The organism is Anaerohalosphaeraceae bacterium, assembly GCA_037479115.1.
GTDB lineage: Bacteria > Planctomycetota > Phycisphaerae > Sedimentisphaerales > Anaerohalosphaeraceae > JAHDQI01.
Genome location: JBBFLK010000018.1, coordinates 40,130 through 63,192, shown reverse-complemented (window position 1 = coordinate 63,192; position 23,063 = coordinate 40,130). Strand labels below are relative to the sequence as shown.

The 23,063-nt window shown below is 56.4% G+C and carries 16 protein-coding genes; 7 read left to right on the top strand and 9 right to left on the bottom strand.

What is annotated here, in order from left to right:
* Positions 1-1,640 (top strand): PEP/pyruvate-binding domain-containing protein (locus tag WHS88_09395; GenBank protein MEJ5260390.1); only part of this gene is annotated, 1,640 nt, incomplete at its 5' end.
* 123 nt (positions 1,641-1,763) lie between these two features.
* Here WHS88_09395 and WHS88_09390 read toward each other — a convergent pair.
* Complete coding sequence (locus tag WHS88_09390; GenBank protein ID MEJ5260389.1) at positions 1,764-2,864, bottom strand: Fic/DOC family N-terminal domain-containing protein; 1,101 nt, start codon at positions 2,862-2,864, stop codon at positions 1,764-1,766.
* A gap of 412 nt (positions 2,865-3,276) precedes the next feature.
* Here WHS88_09390 and WHS88_09385 point away from each other — a divergent pair, with 412 nt between their 5' ends.
* The 6 genes from WHS88_09385 to WHS88_09360 all read left to right on the top strand — a co-directional run bounded on the left by WHS88_09385 (position 3,277) and on the right by WHS88_09360 (position 12,334).
* Positions 3,277-3,942, top strand: coding sequence for a PEP-CTERM sorting domain-containing protein (locus WHS88_09385; protein MEJ5260388.1), 666 nt, complete (start codon positions 3,277-3,279; stop codon positions 3,940-3,942).
* Positions 3,943-4,141: 199 nt separating this feature from the next.
* Positions 4,142-4,693 carry a sigma-70 family RNA polymerase sigma factor gene (locus WHS88_09380; GenBank protein ID MEJ5260387.1) on the top strand — a complete coding sequence of 184 codons (552 nt, stop codon included), beginning with the start codon at positions 4,142-4,144 and terminating at the stop codon, positions 4,691-4,693.
* Positions 4,690-6,351 carry an NPCBM/NEW2 domain-containing protein gene (locus WHS88_09375; GenBank protein ID MEJ5260386.1) on the top strand — a complete coding sequence of 554 codons (1,662 nt, stop codon included), beginning with the start codon at positions 4,690-4,692 and terminating at the stop codon, positions 6,349-6,351. Before WHS88_09380 ends, WHS88_09375 begins: the two co-directional genes overlap by 4 nt.
* A 47-nt stretch (positions 6,352-6,398) precedes the next feature.
* Positions 6,399-8,597, top strand: a complete 2,199-nt coding sequence (locus tag WHS88_09370; protein ID MEJ5260385.1) for a LamG-like jellyroll fold domain-containing protein — start codon at positions 6,399-6,401, stop codon at positions 8,595-8,597.
* 162 nt (positions 8,598-8,759) lie between these two features.
* Complete coding sequence (locus WHS88_09365) at positions 8,760-11,222, top strand: glycosyl hydrolase family 65 protein (GenBank protein MEJ5260384.1); 2,463 nt, start codon at positions 8,760-8,762, stop codon at positions 11,220-11,222.
* A complete protein-coding gene (locus WHS88_09360; GenBank protein ID MEJ5260383.1) occupies positions 11,219-12,334 on the top strand; it encodes a cellulase family glycosylhydrolase in 1,116 nt (371 codons plus the stop codon). The genes WHS88_09365 and WHS88_09360 overlap by 4 nt, the downstream gene beginning before the upstream one ends.
* A gap of 9 nt (positions 12,335-12,343) precedes the next feature.
* Here WHS88_09360 and WHS88_09355 read toward each other — a convergent pair whose 3' ends face one another.
* The 8 genes from WHS88_09355 to WHS88_09320 all read right to left on the bottom strand — a co-directional run bounded on the left by WHS88_09355 (position 12,344) and on the right by WHS88_09320 (position 23,028).
* Positions 12,344-13,492 carry a hypothetical protein gene (locus WHS88_09355; GenBank protein ID MEJ5260382.1) on the bottom strand — a complete coding sequence of 383 codons (1,149 nt, stop codon included), beginning with the start codon at positions 13,490-13,492 and terminating at the stop codon, positions 12,344-12,346.
* On the bottom strand, positions 13,492-15,042 hold the full coding sequence (locus tag WHS88_09350; GenBank protein ID MEJ5260381.1) for an Hsp70 family protein: 1,551 nt from the start codon (positions 15,040-15,042) through the stop codon (positions 13,492-13,494). Before WHS88_09350 ends, WHS88_09355 begins: the two co-directional genes overlap by 1 nt.
* A 27-nt stretch (positions 15,043-15,069) precedes the next feature.
* Positions 15,070-16,437, bottom strand: coding sequence for a hypothetical protein (locus WHS88_09345; GenBank protein MEJ5260380.1), 1,368 nt, complete (start codon positions 16,435-16,437; stop codon positions 15,070-15,072).
* A 348-nt stretch (positions 16,438-16,785) separates the two neighbouring features.
* Entirely contained in the window at positions 16,786-18,669 is a 1,884-nt protein-coding gene (locus WHS88_09340) for a hypothetical protein (protein MEJ5260379.1), read from the bottom strand.
* A gap of 129 nt (positions 18,670-18,798) precedes the next feature.
* Positions 18,799-19,419 (bottom strand): V-type ATP synthase subunit D, encoded by a 621-nt coding sequence (locus WHS88_09335; GenBank protein ID MEJ5260378.1) that lies wholly within the window; start codon positions 19,417-19,419, stop codon positions 18,799-18,801.
* Positions 19,420-19,431: 12 nt separating this feature from the next.
* A complete protein-coding gene (locus WHS88_09330; protein MEJ5260377.1) occupies positions 19,432-20,847 on the bottom strand; it encodes a V-type ATP synthase subunit B in 1,416 nt (471 codons plus the stop codon).
* 35 nt (positions 20,848-20,882) lie between these two features.
* Positions 20,883-22,661: a V-type ATP synthase subunit A gene (locus WHS88_09325; protein MEJ5260376.1), complete on the bottom strand. Its 1,779-nt coding sequence runs from the start codon at positions 22,659-22,661 to the stop codon at positions 20,883-20,885.
* Between the two features lie 46 nt (positions 22,662-22,707).
* Positions 22,708-23,028: a V-type ATP synthase subunit F gene (locus tag WHS88_09320; protein ID MEJ5260375.1), complete on the bottom strand. Its 321-nt coding sequence runs from the start codon at positions 23,026-23,028 to the stop codon at positions 22,708-22,710.
* Positions 23,029-23,063 lie beyond the last annotated feature (35 nt).

Sequence of the window (23,063 nt, the reverse complement as noted above, 5' to 3'; positions counted from 1 at the left end):
CGCAAGTCTTGAATTTAGAAAATGCTAAAATTATTTTTTGGAAACGGCACTACATTGTCGAAAACGGCTGGTGGAAACTCTTTATGGAGCAGAAAACGTCGGAGGGCTACTTCCGCGCCGCCGCCGAACTGAAGGACAAAATGCTGCACGGCAAATTCCCCGAGCCCATTCGCCGGCAGTTTCAGGAAATGATGGAGTACTTCGGCCAGTCGCCTATCATCGTACGCTCCAGCAGTCTCTTGGAGGATTCCTTCGGCAACGCCTTTGCCGGCAAATACGAAAGCATCTTTCTGGTCAATCAGGGCGACCCCGAGGAGCGTCTGGCCCGCTTTGAAGAGGCCGTCCGCCGCATTTTTGCCAGTACGATGAATGAAAACGCCCTCACTTATCGGCTCCAGCGGGGCCTGGCCGGACACGATGAACAGATGGCGCTGCTGGTTCAGCGGGTCTCCGGCGCTTATCATCGGCATTACTATTTTCCGGCCATGGCAGGGGTAGGTGTTTCGTATAATACCTTTGTTTGGAATGCCTCGCTGGACCCGAAAGCCGGGATGCTGCGGCTGGTCTTTGGACTGGGCACCCGCGCCGTGGACCGTGTGGAGGATGACTACCCGCAGACGATCGCTCTGGACGACCCGCTCGTGCGGCCCTATGCCGACCGTGATGGTGCCGGCCGCTTCTCCCAGCACAAAATCGACCTGCTCGATGTGCAGGAAAACCGCCTCAAGGCCATCGATGTGCAGGAGATTTTGTCCGAGCCGCTGGACCTGCCGCTGGACCTGATTGTTTCTCCGGATGAATACCTGATGCGCCGGCTGCAGGAAACGGGACGCTCTGACGCCAAAACCTACTATCTGGTTACCTTCCGCAAACTGCTGGCTGAAACGGCCTTTCCGCAGCTGATGCATCGGCTCTTAAAAACACTCGAGGCCGCCTATCAGTATCCGGTTGATATAGAGTTTACCGTTAATTTCACGCAGGACGGCCAGCTGCGAATCAATCTTGTCCAGTGCCGGCCGCTGCAGACCAAAGGCATCCGGGCCGATGTCCGGATGCCCACCACAGTTCCGGATGAAAAGATTCTTCTCCGGACAGAGGGCTTTACGATGGGGCCGAGCGTCTCATTGCCCATCCATCGGATTATTTATGTGGTTCCGGAACCCTATCTGGAGCGCCCGCAGAACCAAAAATACGAAGTCGCCCGTCTCATCGGCCGGCTCAACCGAATGATTGAAGACCGCGAAAAGACATCCGTGATGCTTTTGGGCCCCGGACGCTGGGGTACCAGTACCCCTTCGCTGGGCGTGCCGGTGCGGTTTGCCGAAATCAGCAATGTCTCTGTGCTGGCCGAAATTGCCTGCGAGGGGAGCAATCTCATCCCCGACCTGTCCTTTGGGACGCATTTCTTTCAGGATTTGGTCGAAAGCGACATCTTCTATATGGCCGTCTTTCCGGCCCGGCCGGAGGTCCTTTTCCGCGCGGAATGGTTCCTGAATTGCCCGAATGCTCTGGAGGAGGTCCTCCCCGACGCCGCCGATTATTCCGACACAATCCGGCTTATCTGCCTCGACATACTCGGCATTTCCCTTCATCTTATCAGCGACATCATCTCCCGACGTTCCATTCTATTTTTGCAATAATTCCCTATCTGTTTTTACCTCTTTGCAGACCTTTGCGGATACTCCAATACCGACAACTTATTTTGTGGATATCAGAACCCCCTTTCAGTATCCACAAATGAACTTGTGGTTATTTGAATATCCTCAAAAAACCTCCCGCCCTTCGGCAATATTCAGCAATTCATGAAATACAAATACAGCCGCCCTTCGCCCGCTTGCTTGTTTTAATGTCTTGATAACATTAGCATTACGTAAATCAATCAGAAGTTTTTTTGCAGAGGATTCCGGAATTTTTCCTATTTTTGCTAAAGTGGTTGCCTTAAATATAGGATTTTCGAAAATAAAGTCTAAGATATGTAGGGTATATTGGGAACGAGTAATCTCCTGTATCTGGTTTTTCTTTTCTTCATATAACTGAAGGATTTTTGTCGCCTTTTCTTGATTCTCTCTGGCTTGGCTCTCAATAGCTTTTAAGAAAAATTGACACCAACCAGTCCAATCATTATCACGGGAGACTGCCAGGAGCCGCTCATAATATTCCTCGCGATTTGCCTCAAAATAAGCACTTATATAAAATGTAGGACTTTTAATGAGTTCTGTTTTATATAAAAATAAGGGGACAAACAACCTTCCGATTCGACCATTACCATCATAAAATGGATGCAGGGCCTCAAATTCTGCATGCAGAACAGCTAGTTGCACGAGTTTATCTGGAGTTTCCTGGTGGATGTATTTCTCCCATGCGCTGATTCCATCAGGCAGTTGGTCTGGAGAAATCGGAACAAATCGAGCCTGCTCAAGGGAACAGCCATGCGGGCCAATCCAATTTTGTGTTTTCCGATATTCTCCGGGCGCTTTGTTTAGAACCCGATGCGCCTCACAGATCACACGGCCGCAAAGAGGTAATTTCTTCAGGAGTTCAACAGCTTTCCATATAGCTTGGCGATAATTTAATATTTCAAAAATATCTTCTTTTTTCTCCTCTGGAAAGCCATTCCCGTCTTTTTCCGCTTCATACTCAAGCACTTCTCCGAGGGTGGCCTGTGTTCCCTCGATTCTTGAGGAAAGAACCGCCTCCTGTGTTGTTAAAGGAGACAAAAGAACCGATGGATTCCTAATAACGGATAAGACACCATCATAACGCGTCAAAGCTCCCGTCGCCGGTCCAATTAGTGAAATCAGTTTATCCCACTGGATGTTTGTCGGCGGAAACCTGCCGTAATGATACAACACTGGCTGCCCCATAACTGACTCCTGTACAAACGCTACATCCCAATTTATCATTTCTTCCACTTGGTTTGGAGTATTATATCTCTTTGCCTGTCCGTTGAAATAAAGTAAACCGCAAAATGCCGAACTCGCTGATATTCAAAATGTGAACATCAAAAAATTTCCCCAAAAACCCAAAGAAGATTTTCATTGTCTCTTTTCTATTTATCTATATTTTCTTGCTTTTATATTCTATACAATTTTTGTACGTCATACATACATTTTTTGTCATCTCGGAAAAGCAAAAATACAGTCGTTTTTTCACAAAATCTGCGCAAAGCACCCCATTTAACGGCTATTGCTTTACGGAGTACCCTTGTCCCGTGTGTGTGAAGTGTGGAAGTGTGTGAGAGAAAGAAACGTTTGTAACTCTTTAGGAGAAGGAAAGATGAAAGCAAAAGCAATTCTGTGTCTTGTATCTCTTGTACTGGCCTCCTCCGCCTGGGCCGACATCGTTGTCGGCAATTTCGAAAACTCCAACGACGGCTGGTGGACCGGCGGCTGGCAGCCGGGGGATTCCTCCACTCCCGTGCAGGCCAACGCAACCCTGGGGGAGTGGTCGATGAAAATGACGCAAGTCCAGGGAGGATGGGACAATACGATTGAAGGGGCGCTGCTGGGAACACCGGCTCAAGCCAAACTGGCCGCCTATGGGAAAGTCTCCGTGGACATTACGACTTTCGCCAATGATTTTCCCGCCGGCTGGGCATCCATCGGCCTGCTGATCAACACCGGTCTCGGTGCCGAAGCTGGCTGGGCACAGACCATGTGGAGCGTCTTTGACTGGCAGAATGTCGCCATCGGAAGCACGCAAACGCTCGTCTTCCAGATTTCCGAAGAAGCAATGGCCAAGATGGGCGGCGCCACCGGCTGGGCCAACATCGGCTTTATCAGCAACACCGGCAGCAATGAAAACGACCCCATTACCGGCGAGCCGATTTATCCGGCGATGGCAATTTACTACTTTGACAATATCAAAGTGCTTGTCCCGGAACCGGCTTCTTTGGTCCTGCTGGGGCTGGGCGGACTGTCCGTCCTTCGCCGCAGGCGGTAGCAGGAGAGGACAGGAGGGTAAAAACGGGCTTGTTCGCTTTCGGCAGGCAAGCCCGTTTTTCTTCCCTTCGGAACCCAGGGGAATAAAATTAGCTCCCAGCCGAGAAAAAACCGCTGACAAACCAGACTTTCGGCTATTGCAGAAGGGGTGAACGGGAAAAACGGACTGCACAGAGCAAGACAGTAAATTAGGCAGGACGATGACACAGGAAAACGAAAAGACATCCGATTTTCTGAAGGCCCGAACGCCGTTCGTCAAACTGCTTACGGCCAACCACGCCCGAATCTATGCCTACATCATCAGTATGGTCCCCAATGATTCGGATGCCGATGACATTATGCAGGAAACGGCAGCGGTGATGTGGAAAAACTTCCATAAATTTGAACCGGGAACCAACTTCGTTTCCTGGGCAGTCACCATCGCCAAATACCAGATCCTCAATTACCGAAAACAAAACAAACGTTCCCGCCTGTGTCTGAGCGAAGAGGCCTATGACCTGCTGATTTCCGAAACGGAAAAGGTGCAGGAGCAGAGTCAGGACCGGCTTCAGGCCCTGCGCAACTGCCTGAATAAACTGTCCGACAAAGACCAGCAGTTTATCCGGATGCGCTATTATGACGGCTCCAGTGCCCGCCTTGTGGCACAGAAAGTCGGCGCATCCATCGATGCCGTTTATCGTTATACCGCTCGGCTGAACGACTGGCTGCTGAATTGTGTGCGGCGAACGCTGGCGGCGGGAGAACGACCATGAATGCAGAGGAAAAAATCTTTTATCGTGTACGGTATCTGATCTGCAAGTCGCTGGACGGGCGAATTGAAGAGGAGGAAATTCGCGAGCTGGACCGTCTGATTGTCGAACAGCCGCAGGTCCGCCGGTATTATGTGGAGTTTCTGCAGATCCATATGCACCTTCGGACCCTTCTGGAACACGCGCCGCAGGCCGCCTCTTCGACGGAAGAGGTTCTGGATGCACAGCTGTGGCAGCAGCTGGCCCGGCACGAACAGACGGCGGAACTGGTGCCGGTGGAGCGTCCGGTTGAGCCGGCTGTTTCGGAACCGCCGGCTGCTCCGATGTCCCCGCGCCGCCGTGTCAGCCGGCTGTCTTTGTTTGGGATTGCGGTATCCGTCGCTGCCATGCTTTTTATCGTGGTGTATGCGCAGTTTTTTGCTTCGCCGGCGGTGGCAACCCTGACTGATTCGGTCAATGCCCGCTGGGCCTCCGGCCAAAATCCTCTTCAGCCGCAGGACCGTCTTTCCGTCCGTCCGAAAGAACTGCTCGGCGGCTTCATTTCCATTCGTTTCGATTCCGGCGCCGAAGTCGTGCTCGAAGGTCCCGCCCGTTTCAAGCTGCTCTCAGAAAACCAGATGCGTCTTTTCAGCGGAAAGGTCTTTGCCTCCGTTCCCAATACCGCTATCGGTTTTACCGTTGAATGTCCCGGTTCGCGCGTGGTGGATTTGGGCACGGAATTCGGGCTGGAGGTGCGCGGCGGGGGAGAGGCCGAAGTGCACGTGATGAAGGGCAAAGTCAATCTTGTCGCCGGTGTGCAGGGAACCCCGCAGACCAGCGAAATCCTCCAGTCGGCCCAGGCGCGTCGGGTTGAACCGGATGGAAAAATCCGGCCGGCGGAGTTTAAGGAATTATATTTTGCCCGAAGGATTTCTTCGCAGGAGCAGTCCGTCTGGTACGGACAGACCTATCTGGATTTGGCGAACCTGGCCGCCGGCGGCAGCGGCAAAGAATCTGTTCCGTCCCCAATGGGAATCGACCCGGCTGCGGGACAGGTTCATCCGGAGGCCGAGCAGGGCTATATCCGAAGCGGTTCGGGGGCCTATCATCCGGTGTCGGTTCTTCCGTTCGTCGATGGCGTGTTTGTCCCTAACGGCGGTCAGCAACCGGTGCAGGTGTCTTCAGCCGGGCATACCTTCGGCGGTTTTCCGCGGACGGCCGGCGAATATTGGGCGGATATCCTCACGCAGCCGATTATTTACACCGCACGCCTGGGGGACAATCAGGAACTCCTGAAAGGTCAGCCGATGGAGGTGTCGCTGGAGCCGTCCAAAACCCCCTCCTCCGTGCTGGTGATTCACTCCAACGCGGGCATTACGTTTGACCTGGACGCCCTGCGGCGGCAGTATCCGAATCTGGAAATTGTCCGCTTTACCGCCCGCTGCGGCGTTTCGGCCAATGCGCTGGCGCAAATGGCCAATGAATTCTGGGTGCTCGTGGACGGTCAGGTGCGGTTTCATCATCTCAATCCGCATCAGCAGGCGTCGATTCAGAAAATCAACATTGAAATTCGGCCAGAGGAGCGGTTTCTGACACTGGCCGTCACCGACGGCGGCGACGGAATCAGTTATGACTGGTGTCTGTTTGAACAGCCGCGCCTGGAATTGAGAGGAAAATACTAAAAGGCAATGATTTTCAAGTCATAAGAAGAAAAGGAAAGGGGAAGCAGATGAAAAGAAACAGGTTTTGGATTTGTATAGGATTCGGACTTCTTTTTCTGTCCGCCGGTTTTGCGATGGACCCGATTTTAATCGGAGATTTTGAAAGCGGCCCGGACACCAGTTTTACACCCTATCGATATGACCACTGGTTTAACGGCGGACTGGCCATTTCCGACACGCTTTTGCCGGCGGTGGCCGCTACGCGGGGAACCCATTCGTTAAAATGTGTGGATGCCGACGGCGGCTGGGGTGCTACGGTACAGCTGCCTTTGTTTGTGATGGGGAATAGTTTAGACAACCCCTGGATTCAGGCCATTCTGTCTCCGAACAGCGTTGTTTCGGTCGATGTGACGGCGTTTGCCTCAGAAATAACAGCCGGTTGGTGTGAACTGGGGTTTATTCACAACACGGCGGCCCCCAGCGGCGGCTGGAATCTGTATATGTGGCAGCCGCTGGTTCTGGACGGTCTGCCCCATCGGTATGTGTTTACAATAGATGAGGAAACGCGAAATGCCATTATCAATGCCATCGGCGGCTGGGGCGCCAATATCGGATTCGGCATCAATACCGGTACCGGCAGCAGCGCAACGATTTATATTGACAACATCTGGATTTGGCCGGAAGGAATCATTGATGAGTTCGGGCCGCGCAATCCCTCCGTGGAGCAGGAGTTTGCCGCCAATCCCGACTTCGTCAATGCTCTTCTGAAGTGGAGACCGGGAGCAGACCCCAACGGACAATACGAGGTCAATCCGCTGATTGCGGATGAATATGTTTTTATGAGCAAGACCATTGATGATCCCAATCTGTATTATCACGGCAGAACCGGCGTGGACCCGGGCCTGACGATGACTGAATCCCAGTATGGTCCCATCCTTCTGCCGATTAACAGCACGTTCCGCTGGGCGGTGGTGGAAGCCGTCGAAGGATTTGAACAAACCTTTACCGTCGGCGTCAGCACACTGGCGGATGTGGAACCCAACAACATCATCGGTCCCATCTGGTCCTTCAACACGCTCAGCACGCTGCCGGTGATTACAGCCCAGCCGGTGAGCACCCGGTATCTGATCGGCGGCCCCAACCCGCAGTTTACCATCACGGTTCAAAGCGTCACGCAGCCCGGCTACCAGTGGTACTTCTCCCAGGACGGGGTGATTGATGCGTCCGACGTTGCCATCAGCGCTTCGATTGGCGGCAACAGTCCGACGCTGACGATTCCCTCGCCGAACCGCGCTTATCAGGGCTATTACTACTGCCGAGTCTGGAATACGGCGACCCAATCCGGCGGAGGGTCTTTCCCGGACCTCTATTCGAATGTCGTTACGCTGGTTGTGGAACGCAAGGTGGCCGAATACCTCTTTGACGGCAACCTCAATGACACCAGCGGACACAACATCAACGGCACCGGTGTCGGCAGCCCGACCTTTGCCCCGGGCGTCGGCGGCGGTCAAGCGCTGTCTTTGAACGGCCTCAACCAGTATGTCACGCTGGGCAACAACGGCTTTCCGAAAGCCGGTCTGCTGGATGCCGGCGGCATCGGCGGCGGTCTGGACAGAGGGTCGATTGTCTGCTGGGTGAAGGTCAATTCCGTGCCGGGCGGGGAGCCCTACAGCAAGGTGGCGGCGATTTTGTCCGGCTGGAATCACGGAGACGGCTGGCCGCATACGGCTTTTGAACTGGCGGTGGAGTCGGATTTGGATTCCACTTATACCAACGCCCGGGCCCTTGTGCTGGGCGAGACGGCTCAGGTATCGTGGGTGTCCTGGCGGCCGACATGGGTGAACAACTTCAACATGGCCGGCGACGGACAGTGGCATATGATTGCGGCGACCTGGGCGATGGATGACATCATGCGGGTGTATGTGGACGGCAGTCTCATTGCCACCTCCGGCAGTGCCTCCAGCAGCACCTTCCTGCCGTGGGTAAACGGAATGCTCATCGGAGCATCGCCTCAGGATACGCAGGGCGGCATCCATCGGTACTTCAACGGGCTGATTGACAACCTGCGGGTGTACAACTATGTCCTCACTCCGGAGACAATTGCCCAGGAATACTATAATTTGACGGGCAAACCCGGCTGCATCTATACGGACTTCCCGGGCAGCCACTTCAACGTAGATAACACGGGAACGTCTTACTGCCGCGTTGATTTGGCGGACTTTGCCATGATGGCTCAAAACTGGCTGGCAGAGGGCTTTTATCCGTAATCGTCACAAAAAAACATCCCTTCCGGATGACGGGGCCTGCAAAAAAGCAGGCCCTTTTTTGTTTTCTTCCAAAAATAATCTTTACAGAAACCCCTAATGCAAATATTTTAGACAATAGAGAAAACGCCATTTGGAACAAAACTGCACGGTTAGGACGGCAAAATGGAGACGACATCCAAGTACGGCTTTTTCGATGAGGCGGCTCGGGAATACGTCATCACGCGACCCGACACCCCTCTTCCGTGGATAAACTATCTGGGATTTCAGGATTATCTGGGGATTATTTCGAATACGGCCGGCGGCTACAGTTTTTATCGGGATGCCCGGCTGCGGCGGATTACCCGTTATTTTTACAATGCGGTGCCCAAAGACAATCCCGGCCGTTATCTGTACATCTGCGACGGGCAAGACACCTGGAACCCGAGCTTTAAGCCCATGCGGCGCCCGCTGGATTTTTACCAGTGCCGTCACGGCCTCGGCTATACCGTAATTACCGGCCGGCTCGGAGAAATCGAAGCCCGGACGACCTATTTTGTGCCGGTCGATGAAGATGCGGAGGTCTGGGCGGTTCAGCTGACCAATCACAGCCGACGCAAAAAAACCATCGACATCTTCAGTTATGCGGAGTTCTGTCTGTGGAATGCCTGGGATGACGCCACCAATTTTCAGCGAAACTGGAACACCGGCGAGGTCGAAGTCGAAGGCAGCGTGATTTATCACAAAACTGAATACCGCGAACGCCGCAATCATTATGCCTTTTTCGCCTCCAGCGAACCGGTTGTCGGATTTGACAGCAGCCGCGATGCGTTTCTGGGGAATATGAATGATTACGGCTGTCCGCAGGCCGTGCTTTTACGAAAGTCTTCTGACAGCATTGCCCACGGCTGGGCGCCGGTCGGTTCCCACCATCTGCGGCTGACGCTGGAGGCAGGTCAAACCCGCTCGTTTCATTTTGTTCTCGGGTATCTGGAAAATCCGCCCGAAAAGAAATTTTCCGCTCCCGGCGTGCTCAACAAAGAACGATGTTATGAAGTCCTCCGGCGGTTTCAGACAGCCGAGCAGATTGAGGAGAAGTTTCAGCAGCTTCGGCGGCACTGGGAGCAGCTCCTCGGAACCCTTCAGACCGAGATAGACAATCCGCTGGTTCGGCGGATGGTCAATACCTGGAATCCGTATCAATGTATGGTTACGTTCAATGTGTCGCGTTCGGCCAGTTCGTTTGAATCCGGCATCGGACGCGGGCTGGGGTTTCGGGATTCCAATCAGGACCTGCTCGGCTCCGTGCAGATGGTAGCCGCGCGGGCCCGACAGCGGATTCTGGATTTGGCCGCCACGCAGAACTCCGACGGCACCTGCTATCACCAGTACCAGCCCCTCACCAAACAGGGCAACCACGAAGCCGGCACCGGTTTCAGCGACGACCCGCTGTGGCTGATTGTTTCAACGGACGCCTACATTCGCGAAACCGGCGATGAATCGATTCTCGATGCTCCCGTCGGATATGCGGACAAGCCCCAGAGTGCCGAGCGTACAACCCTGCTGGACCACCTGCACCAGTCGGCCCGTCGGGTGCTGGCAGACCGAGGGCCGCACAATCTGCCGCTGATCGGCCATGCCGACTGGAACGATTGTCTGAACCTGAACTGCTTCAGCAATACCCCCGGCGAAAGCTTTCAGCTGGCCGGCGATATCGAAGGCGGCCGGGCCGAATCAGTGATGGTCGCCCAGCTGTTCATTTACAGCGCAGGCCGGCTGGCGGCCCTGCTGCGCCGGCGAGGCGATGCGGCAGCCGCAGATGCCTACGAAAAAGAAGCCGCCGCAATGAAAGAAGCCGTGATGCAGTTCGGCTGGGACGGCAAATGGTTCCGCCGGGCGTATGACCATTTTTCGCGGCCCGTCGGCTCGGCCTCCTGCGACGAAGGCAAAATCTTTATCGAAACGCAGGGCTGGGGCGTGATGGCCGGCCTGGGGCTGGAGGATGGGAAAGCTCGACAGGCCCTCGACAGTGCCTGGGAGCATCTGGCCGATGAGAATGGAATGGTCCTTGTGCAGCCCGCCTTTACCTATTACCGCGACTATCTGGGCGAAATCACCTCGTATCCGCCCGGCTATAAGGAGAATGCGAGCGTCTTCTGCCACAACAACACCTGGATAATTATCGCCGAAACCATCCTCGGACGCGGGGACAAGGCGTGGGAGCTGTATCGGCGGATTTGTCCGGCGGCCAAAGAGGACCGGCTGGATGTTTACCGCAGCGAGCCCTACTGCTTTGCTCAGACTATCGCCGGCAAGGATGCCCCGCTGCCCGGCGAGGCCAAAAACTCCTGGCTGACCGGCACCGCCTCCTGGACCTATGTCGCCCTCACGCAATATATCCTGGGAATTAGGCCCGAATACGATGGGCTGTGCATTGACCCGTGCATCCCGCCGGACTGGAAGGGTTTCACCGTGCATCGGCTCTTCCGCGGCTGCCGGTATGAAATTCACGTGAGCAATCCGGGCGGGGTGATGAAGGGCATCCGCCGCCTGCTGGTCAACGGAACACCGATTCAGGGACAAGTCGTGCCGGTCTTTCCGGCCGGCCAAACCGTTCGTGTCAATGCAGAAATGGGGACGAAACCATGAAACAGGTACCCAAAAAATCAGACATTGCCGCATTCCGGCCGAACAGCAGCACCCTCGGCTTCTTTCTGTTTCTCGGAGCCTGGTCGGCAGCAGCCACCCCCTGGCTGCGCGCGGAAGGAACGGTCCTCAAAGACCCGGCGGGCAATGTGGTAGTTCTGCGCGGCGTGTCTTTGATTGATTTGGGCGGGACGGAAAAACAGTTCGGCGGGGCGATTCGGATGATTGACCGGCTGACCAACCGCAATGACCCGCAGGGTTCTTCTCCCGGCTGGTATCCGAAGGTCATCCGCATTCCGATTTATCCGCCGGATGAAGAGGATTACAAAAGCCCGTGGACGTTTATTCCCGGCCGGGATGATTTCTATGAGAAGCTGCTGCGCCCTGTGGTGGACTACTGCAAAAGCAAGGATTTGTATGCCATTGTGGACTGGCACTACATCGGCAACACCTTCGACCATCGCGAAACGACGCGGCAGTTCTGGGAGTATATGGCGCCGCGGTTTGCCGAGGACAGCCATGTTATTTTTGAGCTGTTCAACGAGCCGATTAACAAGGTCGGCACGGATGAGGAATGCTGGCTGAGTGTGCGGAAAGATATGCAGGAGTGGGTCAACCTGATTCGGCAGTATGCCCCGCGGACGCTGCTGCTGATTGCCGGCGCCAACTATTCGCAAATCATCGGACCCGCCGCTGACTATCCCATCGATGACCCCATCGGCGGCAAAAATTATGCCATCGTTTCCCATATTTATCCGATGCACTGGCTCAGCGAGAACGCCCAGTGGTACAAAGACCATATCCTCCGCTGCGTGAAGGTGCATCCGGTCTTTATGAGCGAGTGGGGGTTCAGCCGCAGTTTCCGTCACCGCCATATTCCGCCGGCCACAATTGACAACTACGGACGCCCTTTGATGGACTGGATCGAACAGTTCAAAATCAGCAGCACCTGCTGGGCTGCCAGCTATGACTGGGAGCCCAGACTGTTCAACCCCGACTGGACGCTGCGCTGCGGGCCCTATGAGATGGGCTGCTTTCTGAAGGATTATCTCTACGAAAAGCGAAACGATGACCAGCCGGCCGGGGCGGATGAGCCGTCGGCTTCTTCGCCGTAAAAAAGAAGCTTATCCGCGACTGCTTCCGGAGGCCTGACGGGCAAACCGGCTGCGGCACTGGGCAATCAGGTTCAGCATCTGGTCGGCCTGCTTGCGGACGGCCGGGTCCGGATGGGTTACCCGGGCGTTCCATTTGCGGTATTCACTGGTGAGTTTTTCGAGGATTTGGGCCTCTGTCATCCGCTCGTGAAGCCCCAGCAGAAGCATCGGGTCCTGGATGTGTTCGGCCTGGCGGCTCAGGTATTTCTGCACAAGGGCCTCCCAGCGGTCTTTGGGGATTTCGAGGTTGGCGGCAAGAGTCTGAAGCACAGATAAAAGGGACTGGGGAATCGATTCGCCGGCGGCGGCAATCCGCATACAGATTTCCAGAACGGCACAGCCGTCGGCAGGGTCCGCATAGCCCGCCAGCTGCTCGCACGCCTCCTGAACGAGAGAAGCGGCCTGCTCCGCAGACAGTTCAGCCTTTTCGGCGGCAGGCAGCTTTCGTTCCTGCAGCCAGCGTTCCAGCAGTTCTTTGCCCGCCGGATTCGGCGCCGTCATCCGCCAGACAGCCCAGACAATTTGACGCATGGCACTCTGTTTGGCCAGCTTCTGCTGCTGAATTTCCTCATAGCCGAAGTGTTCGGACAACAGCGAAACTTGGCTTCGTGCACAGGCCAGGGCTTTGCCGGCTGCCTTATCCAGAACGGTCACTTCGCATTCAAGGACCGCCGGTCCTCGCCGCGGAAAGACCAGCTCCCAGACACCGATTTCGGCAATGGTAACCCAGTCCTTCAGGACCGACACCCGGGCCGGCAGCAGACCGTTGTGAAAGCGGTATTGATGGGCGGGTGTGCCGTCCGTGGTCCATTCCGTGCGTCGGCACAGCACCGGCTTGACAGTCCCTTTGTCGGTTGCGTCGGTCAGCTGAATCAGCAGGTCGGTATCACAATTCGGATGCGGGGCCCGAATCGCACCCTGAATCTGAATTTTCAGGATATCCCGGCAGCCGGCGCCTGTTTCCTCCTCAAACACAAGCACGCGACAGGCAAACCGCCGCGGGTCCAGGGCGGGTATCAGCACGCTGAGCCATCGCCGCAGACAGGCCGGGCCGAGGGCCGCCCCAATCGCTCCCAGCGTCAGCACAACAATCAGAATGCTCAAGACCCGTTCCGTCATCAGCGAACCTGGAATTTGGCGATTTCCTCTGTTTTCTGATGAATGGATTTCTGAACGGCCGACCCGTCGGGCGTCAGAGCCAGGTCCACTTCCAGTGTTCGGCCGGACTCCTCGTCGCAGAACGTGCAGTGCATCCGCTGGTTGAGGTCATAACTGTATCGAACCCGAATCGGACGATTGGCCGGCCGATTGGGGGGCAGTTCAAAGATTTCCGTCGCAATTTTGTTGACAAAATCCGGGTCTTCATCTTCTCCCTGCGTGATAGTAATCTGAAGCTCCGTCTGCCCTTCGCACATCGTATAAAAGGTCTGCGTGGCCTCGCACGGCAGCGGCGTATTTTTCTTCAGCAGGATGCTGTTGCGAATGACGTGCTTGCCCGTAGCCTCGTCGAACGGGGCACACAGCGTTCCGTAACTGTGGTTGCAGACATCTTTGAGTTTAATGTCGCGCAGGCCGGCGGCAATGCCCGCCTCTACCTGTTTAGGATTCTGCCGCAGCAGGGTCAAACCGGCGTGGATGGCCGCCCCCAGCGCCACACACTCATCCACATTGACGGCCACCAGCGGGGGCTTGCCGAATTTTTCGGTCAGCCGTTTCTGCACCAGCGGGATGCGGGTGCTGCCGCCCACCAGCAGGACCTGATCAATTTCTTTAACCGTGCAGCCCGCCTCCTGGAGACTGACGTCAATGAGCATCTCCGTGCGTCCGACCAGCGGCTCGGCGGCCTCCTCAAACTGGGCCTGCGTAATTTCAATCCGAGCGCTGCCGGCCTTGCCGTACAGAATCTTTTTGGCCACCGGGCGGCGCGACAGCGTCTTTTTGACATCTTCGGCCTCGTCTTCATACTGGGCCTGTTCCTGCAAGTTGGTAATCAGCGGCTGGCCGGTCTGCTCCTGATAGGCCTTTTCGAACATCTGAAGGATTTTCCGGTCAAAATCCACACCGCCCAGGGCATGGTCGCCCTGGTTGCAGACAATCTGAATATTCTGGCCGCTGACATCCATAATCGTCACGTCAAATGTGCCGCCGCCCAGGTCATAGACCAGCACCCGGCCGTTGACATCGTGCGTCGTAGCATAATAGAGCGCCGCCGCCACCGGTTCGTTGACAATGCCGATGACATTCATCCCGGCCATGGCACCGGCGTCCATTGTGGCCTTTCGGCGAACCTCGTCAAAATGCGCCGGCACGGAGATGACGACATGCTCAATGTTCGGATAAATCATCTCCGCATCCTGTTTGAGCTTTTTCAGAATCAGACTGGAGATTTCCTCCGGCGTCCAGACCCGATTGCCGATGGTCTTTCGCCACTGGGAATCGCCCATGTGCCGCTTTATCCAGCGGATTGCCCGGTCCGGATTGAGCTGCCGGCAGTTCAGCGCCTCGATGCCGACACGAACCGTGGCGTCCTGGTCTTCATCAAAATACACCACAGACGGCGTGAGCCGCTCTCCTTCACTGTTCGGAACCACTTCCGGACGGCCGATTTTGTTCAGAATCGCCAGCGCCGAAAAAGTAGTTCCCAAATCTATGCCTGCTATCATGCCCATAGTCTTCTGTCCTTATGCTGTTCTCGCTCACGCATACAGTTTCACCTGAGCGCAGCGAACGATTTTGACTTCCTCATCGTTAATCAGATATTGATAGCCCGGACGGACGACTTCTGCGATGCGTCCGCTCTTGCTCGGGTCATCGTTTTCCTTTTTCTCCCGGACGGATTCGGCATACCGCTCCAGGCCCTTGTAGTCCAGCCCGATTTCCGGCTCGTACTGCTCGACGCCGCTGGATTCGAGGGCAAACAGAATTTCATCCCGGATGTCCCTGAGCATAGAAACATCCTGGCCGGCGTTCTGAAGCTGCCGGATGCGGTCCTCCAGATTGTCAATGCAGCGGATAATCCGCAGACAGAACCGCTTAATCAGCATCCAGTCGTAGCCGTCCTGAAACTTTCGGACCTGGTTCTGCTGTTCGGCGGCGAATTCGCGAATGGCCGACATCTGTTCGCTGATTTCCGACAGTCCTTTGACGACCGGAATCGGGGCCATCAGCGATGCCAGAATGGGGTCTGCAGCCGCCGGCTCCGGTTCCGTCAAAACGGCAGCAGCCGTTCGGGCGGTGGTTTGCAGCTCATCCGTTTGGGCCGGCACAAGAGCCGGCTTGTCCGTTCTGACCCGTTTGCCGCCGGATAAATCCGCCGCGGGTTTTTTCGGCTCCGGGTTGGGAGACGTGTCGGAGGATGGAGTACCGCTGACGGCCTCGGCAGCTTTCTTCTCGGAGGCGCTGCGCTGCGGGAACAGAAACACCTCCTTGGCCTGACTTGGCTGCGGGTCGGTACTTTTCTGCTCCGCCATGCCCCCCGATACTCCGCCGGCGGAAACATCCTCGGTGCCCACTGAACATTCCTCTGATTCGGATTTTTCCGCGGCCGCCCTGGCGGATCCGACCAGCCAAATCAGCGTTCCAATGAAAAGCACCAGCCCGCCGGACGCCAGCAGAATCGTGGAAAAGATGCTCAGGATTTCCTGAAACTCAATCTGTTTCTGATATTTCTGAACCCGCTGCCTCCAGCCGGGACCGTAAAGAATATCCCCCAGCTCACTCGGGAAGGCCTGGTCGGCCATCAGTTCCGGAAGGTCGGCCATCAGCCGTTCTTCCTGATGCGACCGCAGCCGTTTTTGTATCTCCGGTCCCCCGTAGGGTCCGCTGCCCCACGGATTGTCCGCCTTTTCCTGAGGACTGAGACGATTCCATTCCTCATACATTCGAAGAAATTCTTCCTTCTCCTGCCGGCTGATTTCCCGATAGCTGTCCGTCCGGTTCTGCTGGATTTGCCGCTGTGTCAAAACGATGCACCATCCGGTCAGACCGGGCAGCAGAGCCAGCAGGGCCCAGGTAAGCCAGTGTCTGGCTGAACTGTTTTTCCCGTTTTCCCTGTCCGCATCCATAAACGGCCTCGTTTGGAGGTTGAGGTTTGGCGCCGGCGGCCCGATTCACGGCAGGGCCCGACTCTTTCTTCCTTCACAAAACAAAATCAGGGCGGACCTTCGTTCCGGCAGGTCCTCGTCTTTTAAACTATAACAATCAATCCGCTTTCTCTATCGGCCAAACTGAGGCGGCAGGTAAGTCCGCAAACGTTTTTCAAAAAAAGAAGACGCCGTTGGTTTTCAGACGAACTGTCAAAAAGGTTTTTATCGGTCCGGAAGGTTGCATTTCAAAACAGATGCTTCCTGAATGTCCGTTGAGTTTTGGCAGCCGCTTCCGGACGTCCGATAACTCACTTTTTCAGGAGTTGATTACAGGTTGGCCAGCGGGGCCAGAAGCCGACGGGCGGAATCGGCAAACGGGCTTTGCGGATAGGTTTGAATCAGGTGGGTCAGCAGAGAACGGGCCTCCGCCAGCAGCTCGGTCTTGGCTCCGTCCGCCCTGGCCTCCTTCCACTGCTGAAGGCGCAGGGCCCCCAGTTCATAAAGGGCCTGAATCCCTCCGTCACGGTCCGGATATTTTTCCCAGATTTCCCGCAGGGCCGCCGCCCGTGCCTGCAAATCCGCCATCAAACGGGTCCGCGCCACCAGCAGATTGTCGCGAAGCGGATCCTCCTCCCAGGAAGACGCCAGAAGGTCCTCAATCTGCCGGGCATACTGGATTCCGTACGGGTTGAGCAGAACAAACCGGGCCAGACGCTGACGCTCCGCTTCGCTGCCGCCCTGGTTGGCGGGCGAAATCAGCTCCATCAGCATCAGCAGACGGCTTCGAAGGTCCTGCAGCTTGTACCGGGTCATCGCCGTTTGAATCGGATGCCCAAACGCTGTTGTAAAACTGCCGGCGGCAATCGGCGGCTCCGAAAAAGACGGCAGCATTTGCTCCAGAAGAGCCAGCGCCACCGTACACAAATCATGGGCTTCCTTGAAGCGGCCCCGCCCGGCCATGTGAACCGCCAGACGCCATCGGGACTCCAGCGCCTCCGGGCTCTGCGGAAACCGAACCAGAAGGTCCTGCCAGATGTGAAGATTTTCATAAAAAGGATAGTCGCGATAGAAACGAAGCACTTCCGTCTGCCCGAAATAGCGGGCATCGGGCGCCAGCTCGTTCAGCATCGCCTTGAAATACAGGGCAATCGGAACCCGGCGGCTGTTCGGTCTCTTGTCCAGAAAATAGTTGTATTGCGCCAGCAGTTCGCTTCGTTTGGACTGATACCGCAGCTTCTCCGGCAGGTCGCTGAGAAACCACTGCGGCCAGCGGTTGTAGTACAGCAGATTTTCAATTTCCTCCCGAAGTTTTTTCCGCAGATCGATTTTGTCGCTCGGATAGAAATAGCCCGCAAAATAACTGTACCGCATCTCATCAGCCAGAATTCGATCCAGATATTTCGTAAGAGAATGGTCGTGAAACTCCACCTGCTCTTCCGGATTGTGGCCGGCCACAAACAACTGAAAGTCCAGTTCATCAAACCCGATGGTCCTTTCAAAGGTCAGGAATGCGGCGGCACCCGCCGCCAGCGTCATCAGCCAGACCAGCCCCGGACGATACCGCGTATAATGCCCGACGGCGATGACGACTCCGGCAATCAGCATCGCAATCAGCCAGGCGTAAATCCACGGGGTATAGGAAATGCCCCATCGAATCGGGTCGCTGCTGTGAATCCCGCCGAAGGCCGCCCAGTAAATCATCGGACCGGCCATGCACAGCGCCAGCGAAATAATCCGCGAACGAAACCGCAGCGGCCGGCAGGCCACCGCAATACAGGACAGCACCAGAAAGCCCCCCAGCATCGGAAGACGGGCCAGAAAAACAGCCAGCACAATCATCGGGATGCTGAATCGAAAACTCATCAGCTGGGCCGTCAGCAGCGGTCCGACCGCCAGAATCCCCATCAGTGTGCCTAAAATCGCAATCTGCCAGGGATACTCATAGATGCTCAGGGGTTCCGTAACCACCCGTCCCAGATGCCATTGATGCGGGTGAAACAGCTCCAGAAGATTCAGAACCAGAAACTGCCCGTTGGTCAGGCGGCCCCAGAACAGACAAACCCCTGCATACACCACAATCGACAGCAGCCAGCAGCTGTACACATTCGCATGGCTGTAGTGCAAAGTCGGGCCGGCCGTCATAAAGGATTTGGTAGGCCCGGCGGGTTTTATGCCTGGACTGGGTTCTGCCATAATTAAAAGATTATGCACCGGCTCCTAAACCGGTTTCGTTAAGATTTCGGCTTAACCGTTCAATGAAGGAGATATTGTACAGGCAGAATACCTGGGAGGCAAGAACCGTTTTCTGAGATACGGAGGTCTCCGATAGAAAATCCGCCGTTATTCTCCGCGAATCATATCGGCAATAATCATCAGTCGGCTGATGTTGTCCCGTTCGGCCTCGCCGAGTTTGTTGGAAATGAACCGAATCGTCGCCTGAAGCTCCGGAATAACCACGTGCTCCAGAACATTTACGCGCCGGCGGGTGCTTTGCAGTTCAATCGCCAGCAGCTGGGCCTGCTTTTCCTTTTCCGCCAGTTCAATCAGCATATCAAACGCCCGCTCCAGGGCCCGCAGCGCCACATCCATTTCGCCGCTGGTTGCGGCAAATCCATAGCAGAGGATATCGCCTTCAATCTGCTTGGTCAGCTGCGGCACCTTTACGCTCATCACACTGGCAAACTGCACAGCCAGCGAAAACTTTTTGGTGGGGACGTCCAGAGCCGCCCGGACGTGTTCCGGCTCCATCGTGGAACGGGCCATCACAAACCGCCGGCTCGTTTCCAGCAGCTCCCGCTCGACCTTCTGCCGCAGCTCCTTGAGGGAGCGGGAAATCAGCACCAGCTGGCGGCTGATTTCATCCCGCTTCTGGCTGAGCAGACGATGGCCCCGCACGGCCAGGGCGACGCGCCTGCGAAGCCGCAGCATTTCCATTCGGGTTGCGTTGATATTCTGCTGCATAGGTTCCGGCGTTTAGGCTTTTTCGGCTTCGGCCGTATCCGAGCCCTTTTTGGCACGGAATTTCGGCATATACTTTTCAATGAGTTTAATATCAATTCGTTTCAGTTCGACATTTTCGAACATACTCAACAGCTCCCAGCCGAGGTCCAGGGTCTGGAAGATCGTCCGGTTTTCATAATAGCCCTGCGAGATGTAGCGGGCCTCAAACTCGTTGGCAAACTTCATATACTTCTGGTCTTCCGCTGACAGGGCCGCCTCGCCCAGAATCGTCGCCAATTCCTGAGCTTCCTTGCCGCGGGCATAGGCCGCATAAAGCTGGTTGTACAGGTCGGCGTGGTCCTCGCGGGTCTTGTTCGGTCCGATGCCTTTGTCTTTCAGACGCGACAGGCTGGGCAGCACATCCACCGGCGGAGCAATCCCGCGCCGATGAAGCGAGCGGCTCATAATAATCTGCCCTTCCGTAATATAGCCCGTCAGGTCGGGCACCGGGTGCGTTTTGTCATCTTCCGGCATTGTCAGTACCGGCACCATCGTAATCGAGCCTTTTTTGCCCTTGATTCGGCCGGCCCGTTCATAAATGGTCGCCAGGTCGGTGTACAGATAGCCCGGATAGCCGCGCCGGCCCGGCACTTCCTTGCGGGCGGCGCTGATTTCGCGCAGTGCCTCGCAGTAGTTGGTCATATCATTCAGGATAACCAGCACGTGCATATCCTCTTCAAACGCCAGGTATTCCGCCGCCGTCAGCGCCACACGCGGCGTGGCAATCCGCTCAATCGCCGGGTCGTTGGCCAGATTGATGAACAGCACGGCCCGCTCGATGGCCCCCGTTTCCGTCAGGTCGTTGATGAAGAACTGGGCCGCCTCGAACGTAATGCCCATCGCCGCAAACACTACTGCAAAGTTTTCTCCCTTGCCCAGCACGGTGGACTGCCGGGCCAGCTGGGCCGTGATTTCATCGTGCGGCAGACCCGAACCGGAGAAAATCGGCAGTTTCTGCCCGCGCACCAGCGGGTTCAGCCCGTCAATTGTGCTGATGCCCGTCTGAATGAACTCATTGGGATAGTCGCGGGCATAGGGATTGATGGGGTTGCCGTTGATGTTCAGCCGCTTTTTGGGGATGATGGCCGGGCCGCCGTCCTTGGGCTGCCCCGTTCCGCTGAAAACCCGCCCGAGGATGTCCGGCGAGACCGCCAGCTCCATCGGCTTGCCCAGAAACCGCACCGTCGTATCCCGCACGTCGATGCCTTCGGTCCCTTCAAACACCTGCACCAGCACCTTGTCCTTTTCCACCTGCAGGATTTGACCGTGCCGGATGGTGCCGTCGCCCATCTCGATATCCACGATTTCACCGTATTTGGCCCGCTCGACACCCTCCACGAGCATCAGCGGTCCGGCGATTTCCTGAACGGTTCTGTATTCTTTCAACATCGGCAAACTCCTGTGTCTGCTGTCTGATGGGTTGCTTACTTGGCCGCCGCAGAAGAGGCAAGTTCCTTAATCTGGGCGTCGATTTTGTCCCGAATCGCCCGAATCTTGTCCGCCTCGGCATAATCAATGTATTTGGCCCGGGCGATATCCTCCCGAACCGGCAGGGCGAACAGCTCCGCCGTTTCTACGCCGCGCTCAATCGCCGCCAGCCCCTGCCGATGAAAATGCAGAATCAGACTGAGCATATCATACTGCTTGTCAATCGGCGTGTAGGTATCCACCTTGTGGAAGGCGTTCTGGTGCAGGAAGTCCTCGCGGATGCTCTTGGCCGTTTCGAGGGCCATCCGGTCGGCGGCACTGATGGCCTCCGCTCCGACCAGACGGACGATTTCCACCAGCTGGGCTTCCTGTTCCAGCAGAGCCATCGCCTCTTTGGTCATCTGAACGAACTCGCGTCCCTTGTCTTTGTCCTCAAAGGTCTCCGCCAGATACTGCTTATAGAAGGAATAACTGGTCAGCCAGTCAATCGCCGGGAAGTGCCGCTGCTGGGCCAGCCGGGCCAGCAGAGACCAGAAGACCTTCACGACGTGCAGGGTGGCCTGCACCACCGAATCGGACAGGTCGCCGCCGGGCGGACTGACGGCCCCGATGATGGACAGGGCCCCTTCCCGCTGCGGGCTTCCGGAGCAGATGACCCGGCCGGCCCGCTCATAGAAGGAGGCGATTCGCGCCCCCAGATAGGCCGGATACCCTTCTTCGGCGGGCATTTCCTCCAGCCGCGTGGAGATTTCCCGCATCGCCTCCGCCCATCGGCTGGTGCTGTCAGCCATCAGCGCCACCGACAGTCCCATATCGCGGAAATATTCGGCAATCGTGATGCCGGTATAAACCGACGCTTCCCGCGCCGCCACAGGCATATCCGACGTGTTGGCCAGCAGAACAACCCGTTTCATCAGCGGCTCGCCGCTGTGCGGGTCGATCAGTTCGGGAAACTCCCTGAGCACGTCCGTCATTTCGTTGCCGCGCTCGCCGCATCCGATATACACCACGATGTCGGCATCCACCCACTTGGCCAGCTGGTGCTGGACAACCGTTTTGCCGGTGCCGAACGGACCGGGCACACAGGCCGTTCCGCCCTTGGCAATCGGGAAAAATGCATCAATCACACGCTGGCCCGTCAGAAGCACCTTGTTGGGATTCAGCCGCTGCTGAACCGGACGGGGCCGCCGCACAGGCCACTTCTGCATCAGCGTCAGCACCCGCTCGCCGTCCTTCGTTTGGACCGTACCAATCTTGTCCGTAACGGTAAACTCGCCCTCCGAGAGGCCCTCCAGCCGTCCCCGCACGCCGGGCGGCACCATAATCTTGTGCCGAACCAGGGTTGATTCCTGCACCTCGCCCAGAATATCCCCGGGCCCGACTTCGGTGCCGTTCTGGAGGGTCGGGCGGAAGTGCCATTTTTTGTCCCGCGGAAGGCCCGGAATATCGCTGCCGCGCTTGATGAAGCTGCCCTGCGCTTCCACCAGAGCGCTCAGCGGACGCTGGATGCCGTCATAGATGTTCGAAATCAGCCCGGGCCCCAGTTCCACACTCAGCGGGGCGCCGGTATTGACCACCTTCTCCCCGGGACCGATGCCGACCGTGTCTTCATAGACCTGAATGCTGGCCCGGTCGCCGTGCAGCTCCACAATTTCCCCGATGAGGTTTTCTTCGCCGACGCGAACCACATCGTACATATGAGCGCCGGTCATTCCTTCGGCCACCACCACCGGGCCGGCCACCTTGACGATTCTTCCGATTTTTTGTTCCGTCATATTTCCTGCTTCCGTTTGCTCAAAAAGTTCCCTGATGGGCTGTGCGCTAATGCTTGAGAATATTGATACCGGCGGCCAGTTTAATCAGCCGCCCGAGCGATTCGGTTGCAATCCCGGACGGTTCGGCGGTAAACGGCACCACCACCACACAGGGCAGGGCCTTCCGCATCGTCGTATCAAAAACCGACTGGGCCTGGCGGGCCACATTTTCCGCCACCACCACCAGCGTGTACTGCTGGCGGAGGATGACCCGGGCCGTCTCCTGCACCGCTTCGGAAGTCGGCTCCACGGCGAACGTATCCAGCCCCAGCGCCGAAAACGGCATCACAAAATCCGCTGTTCCCAATACGGCTGCTTTGCCTTCCATTTCCGTCCCTTTGGAAGCCGACAGCGGCTTCCGGT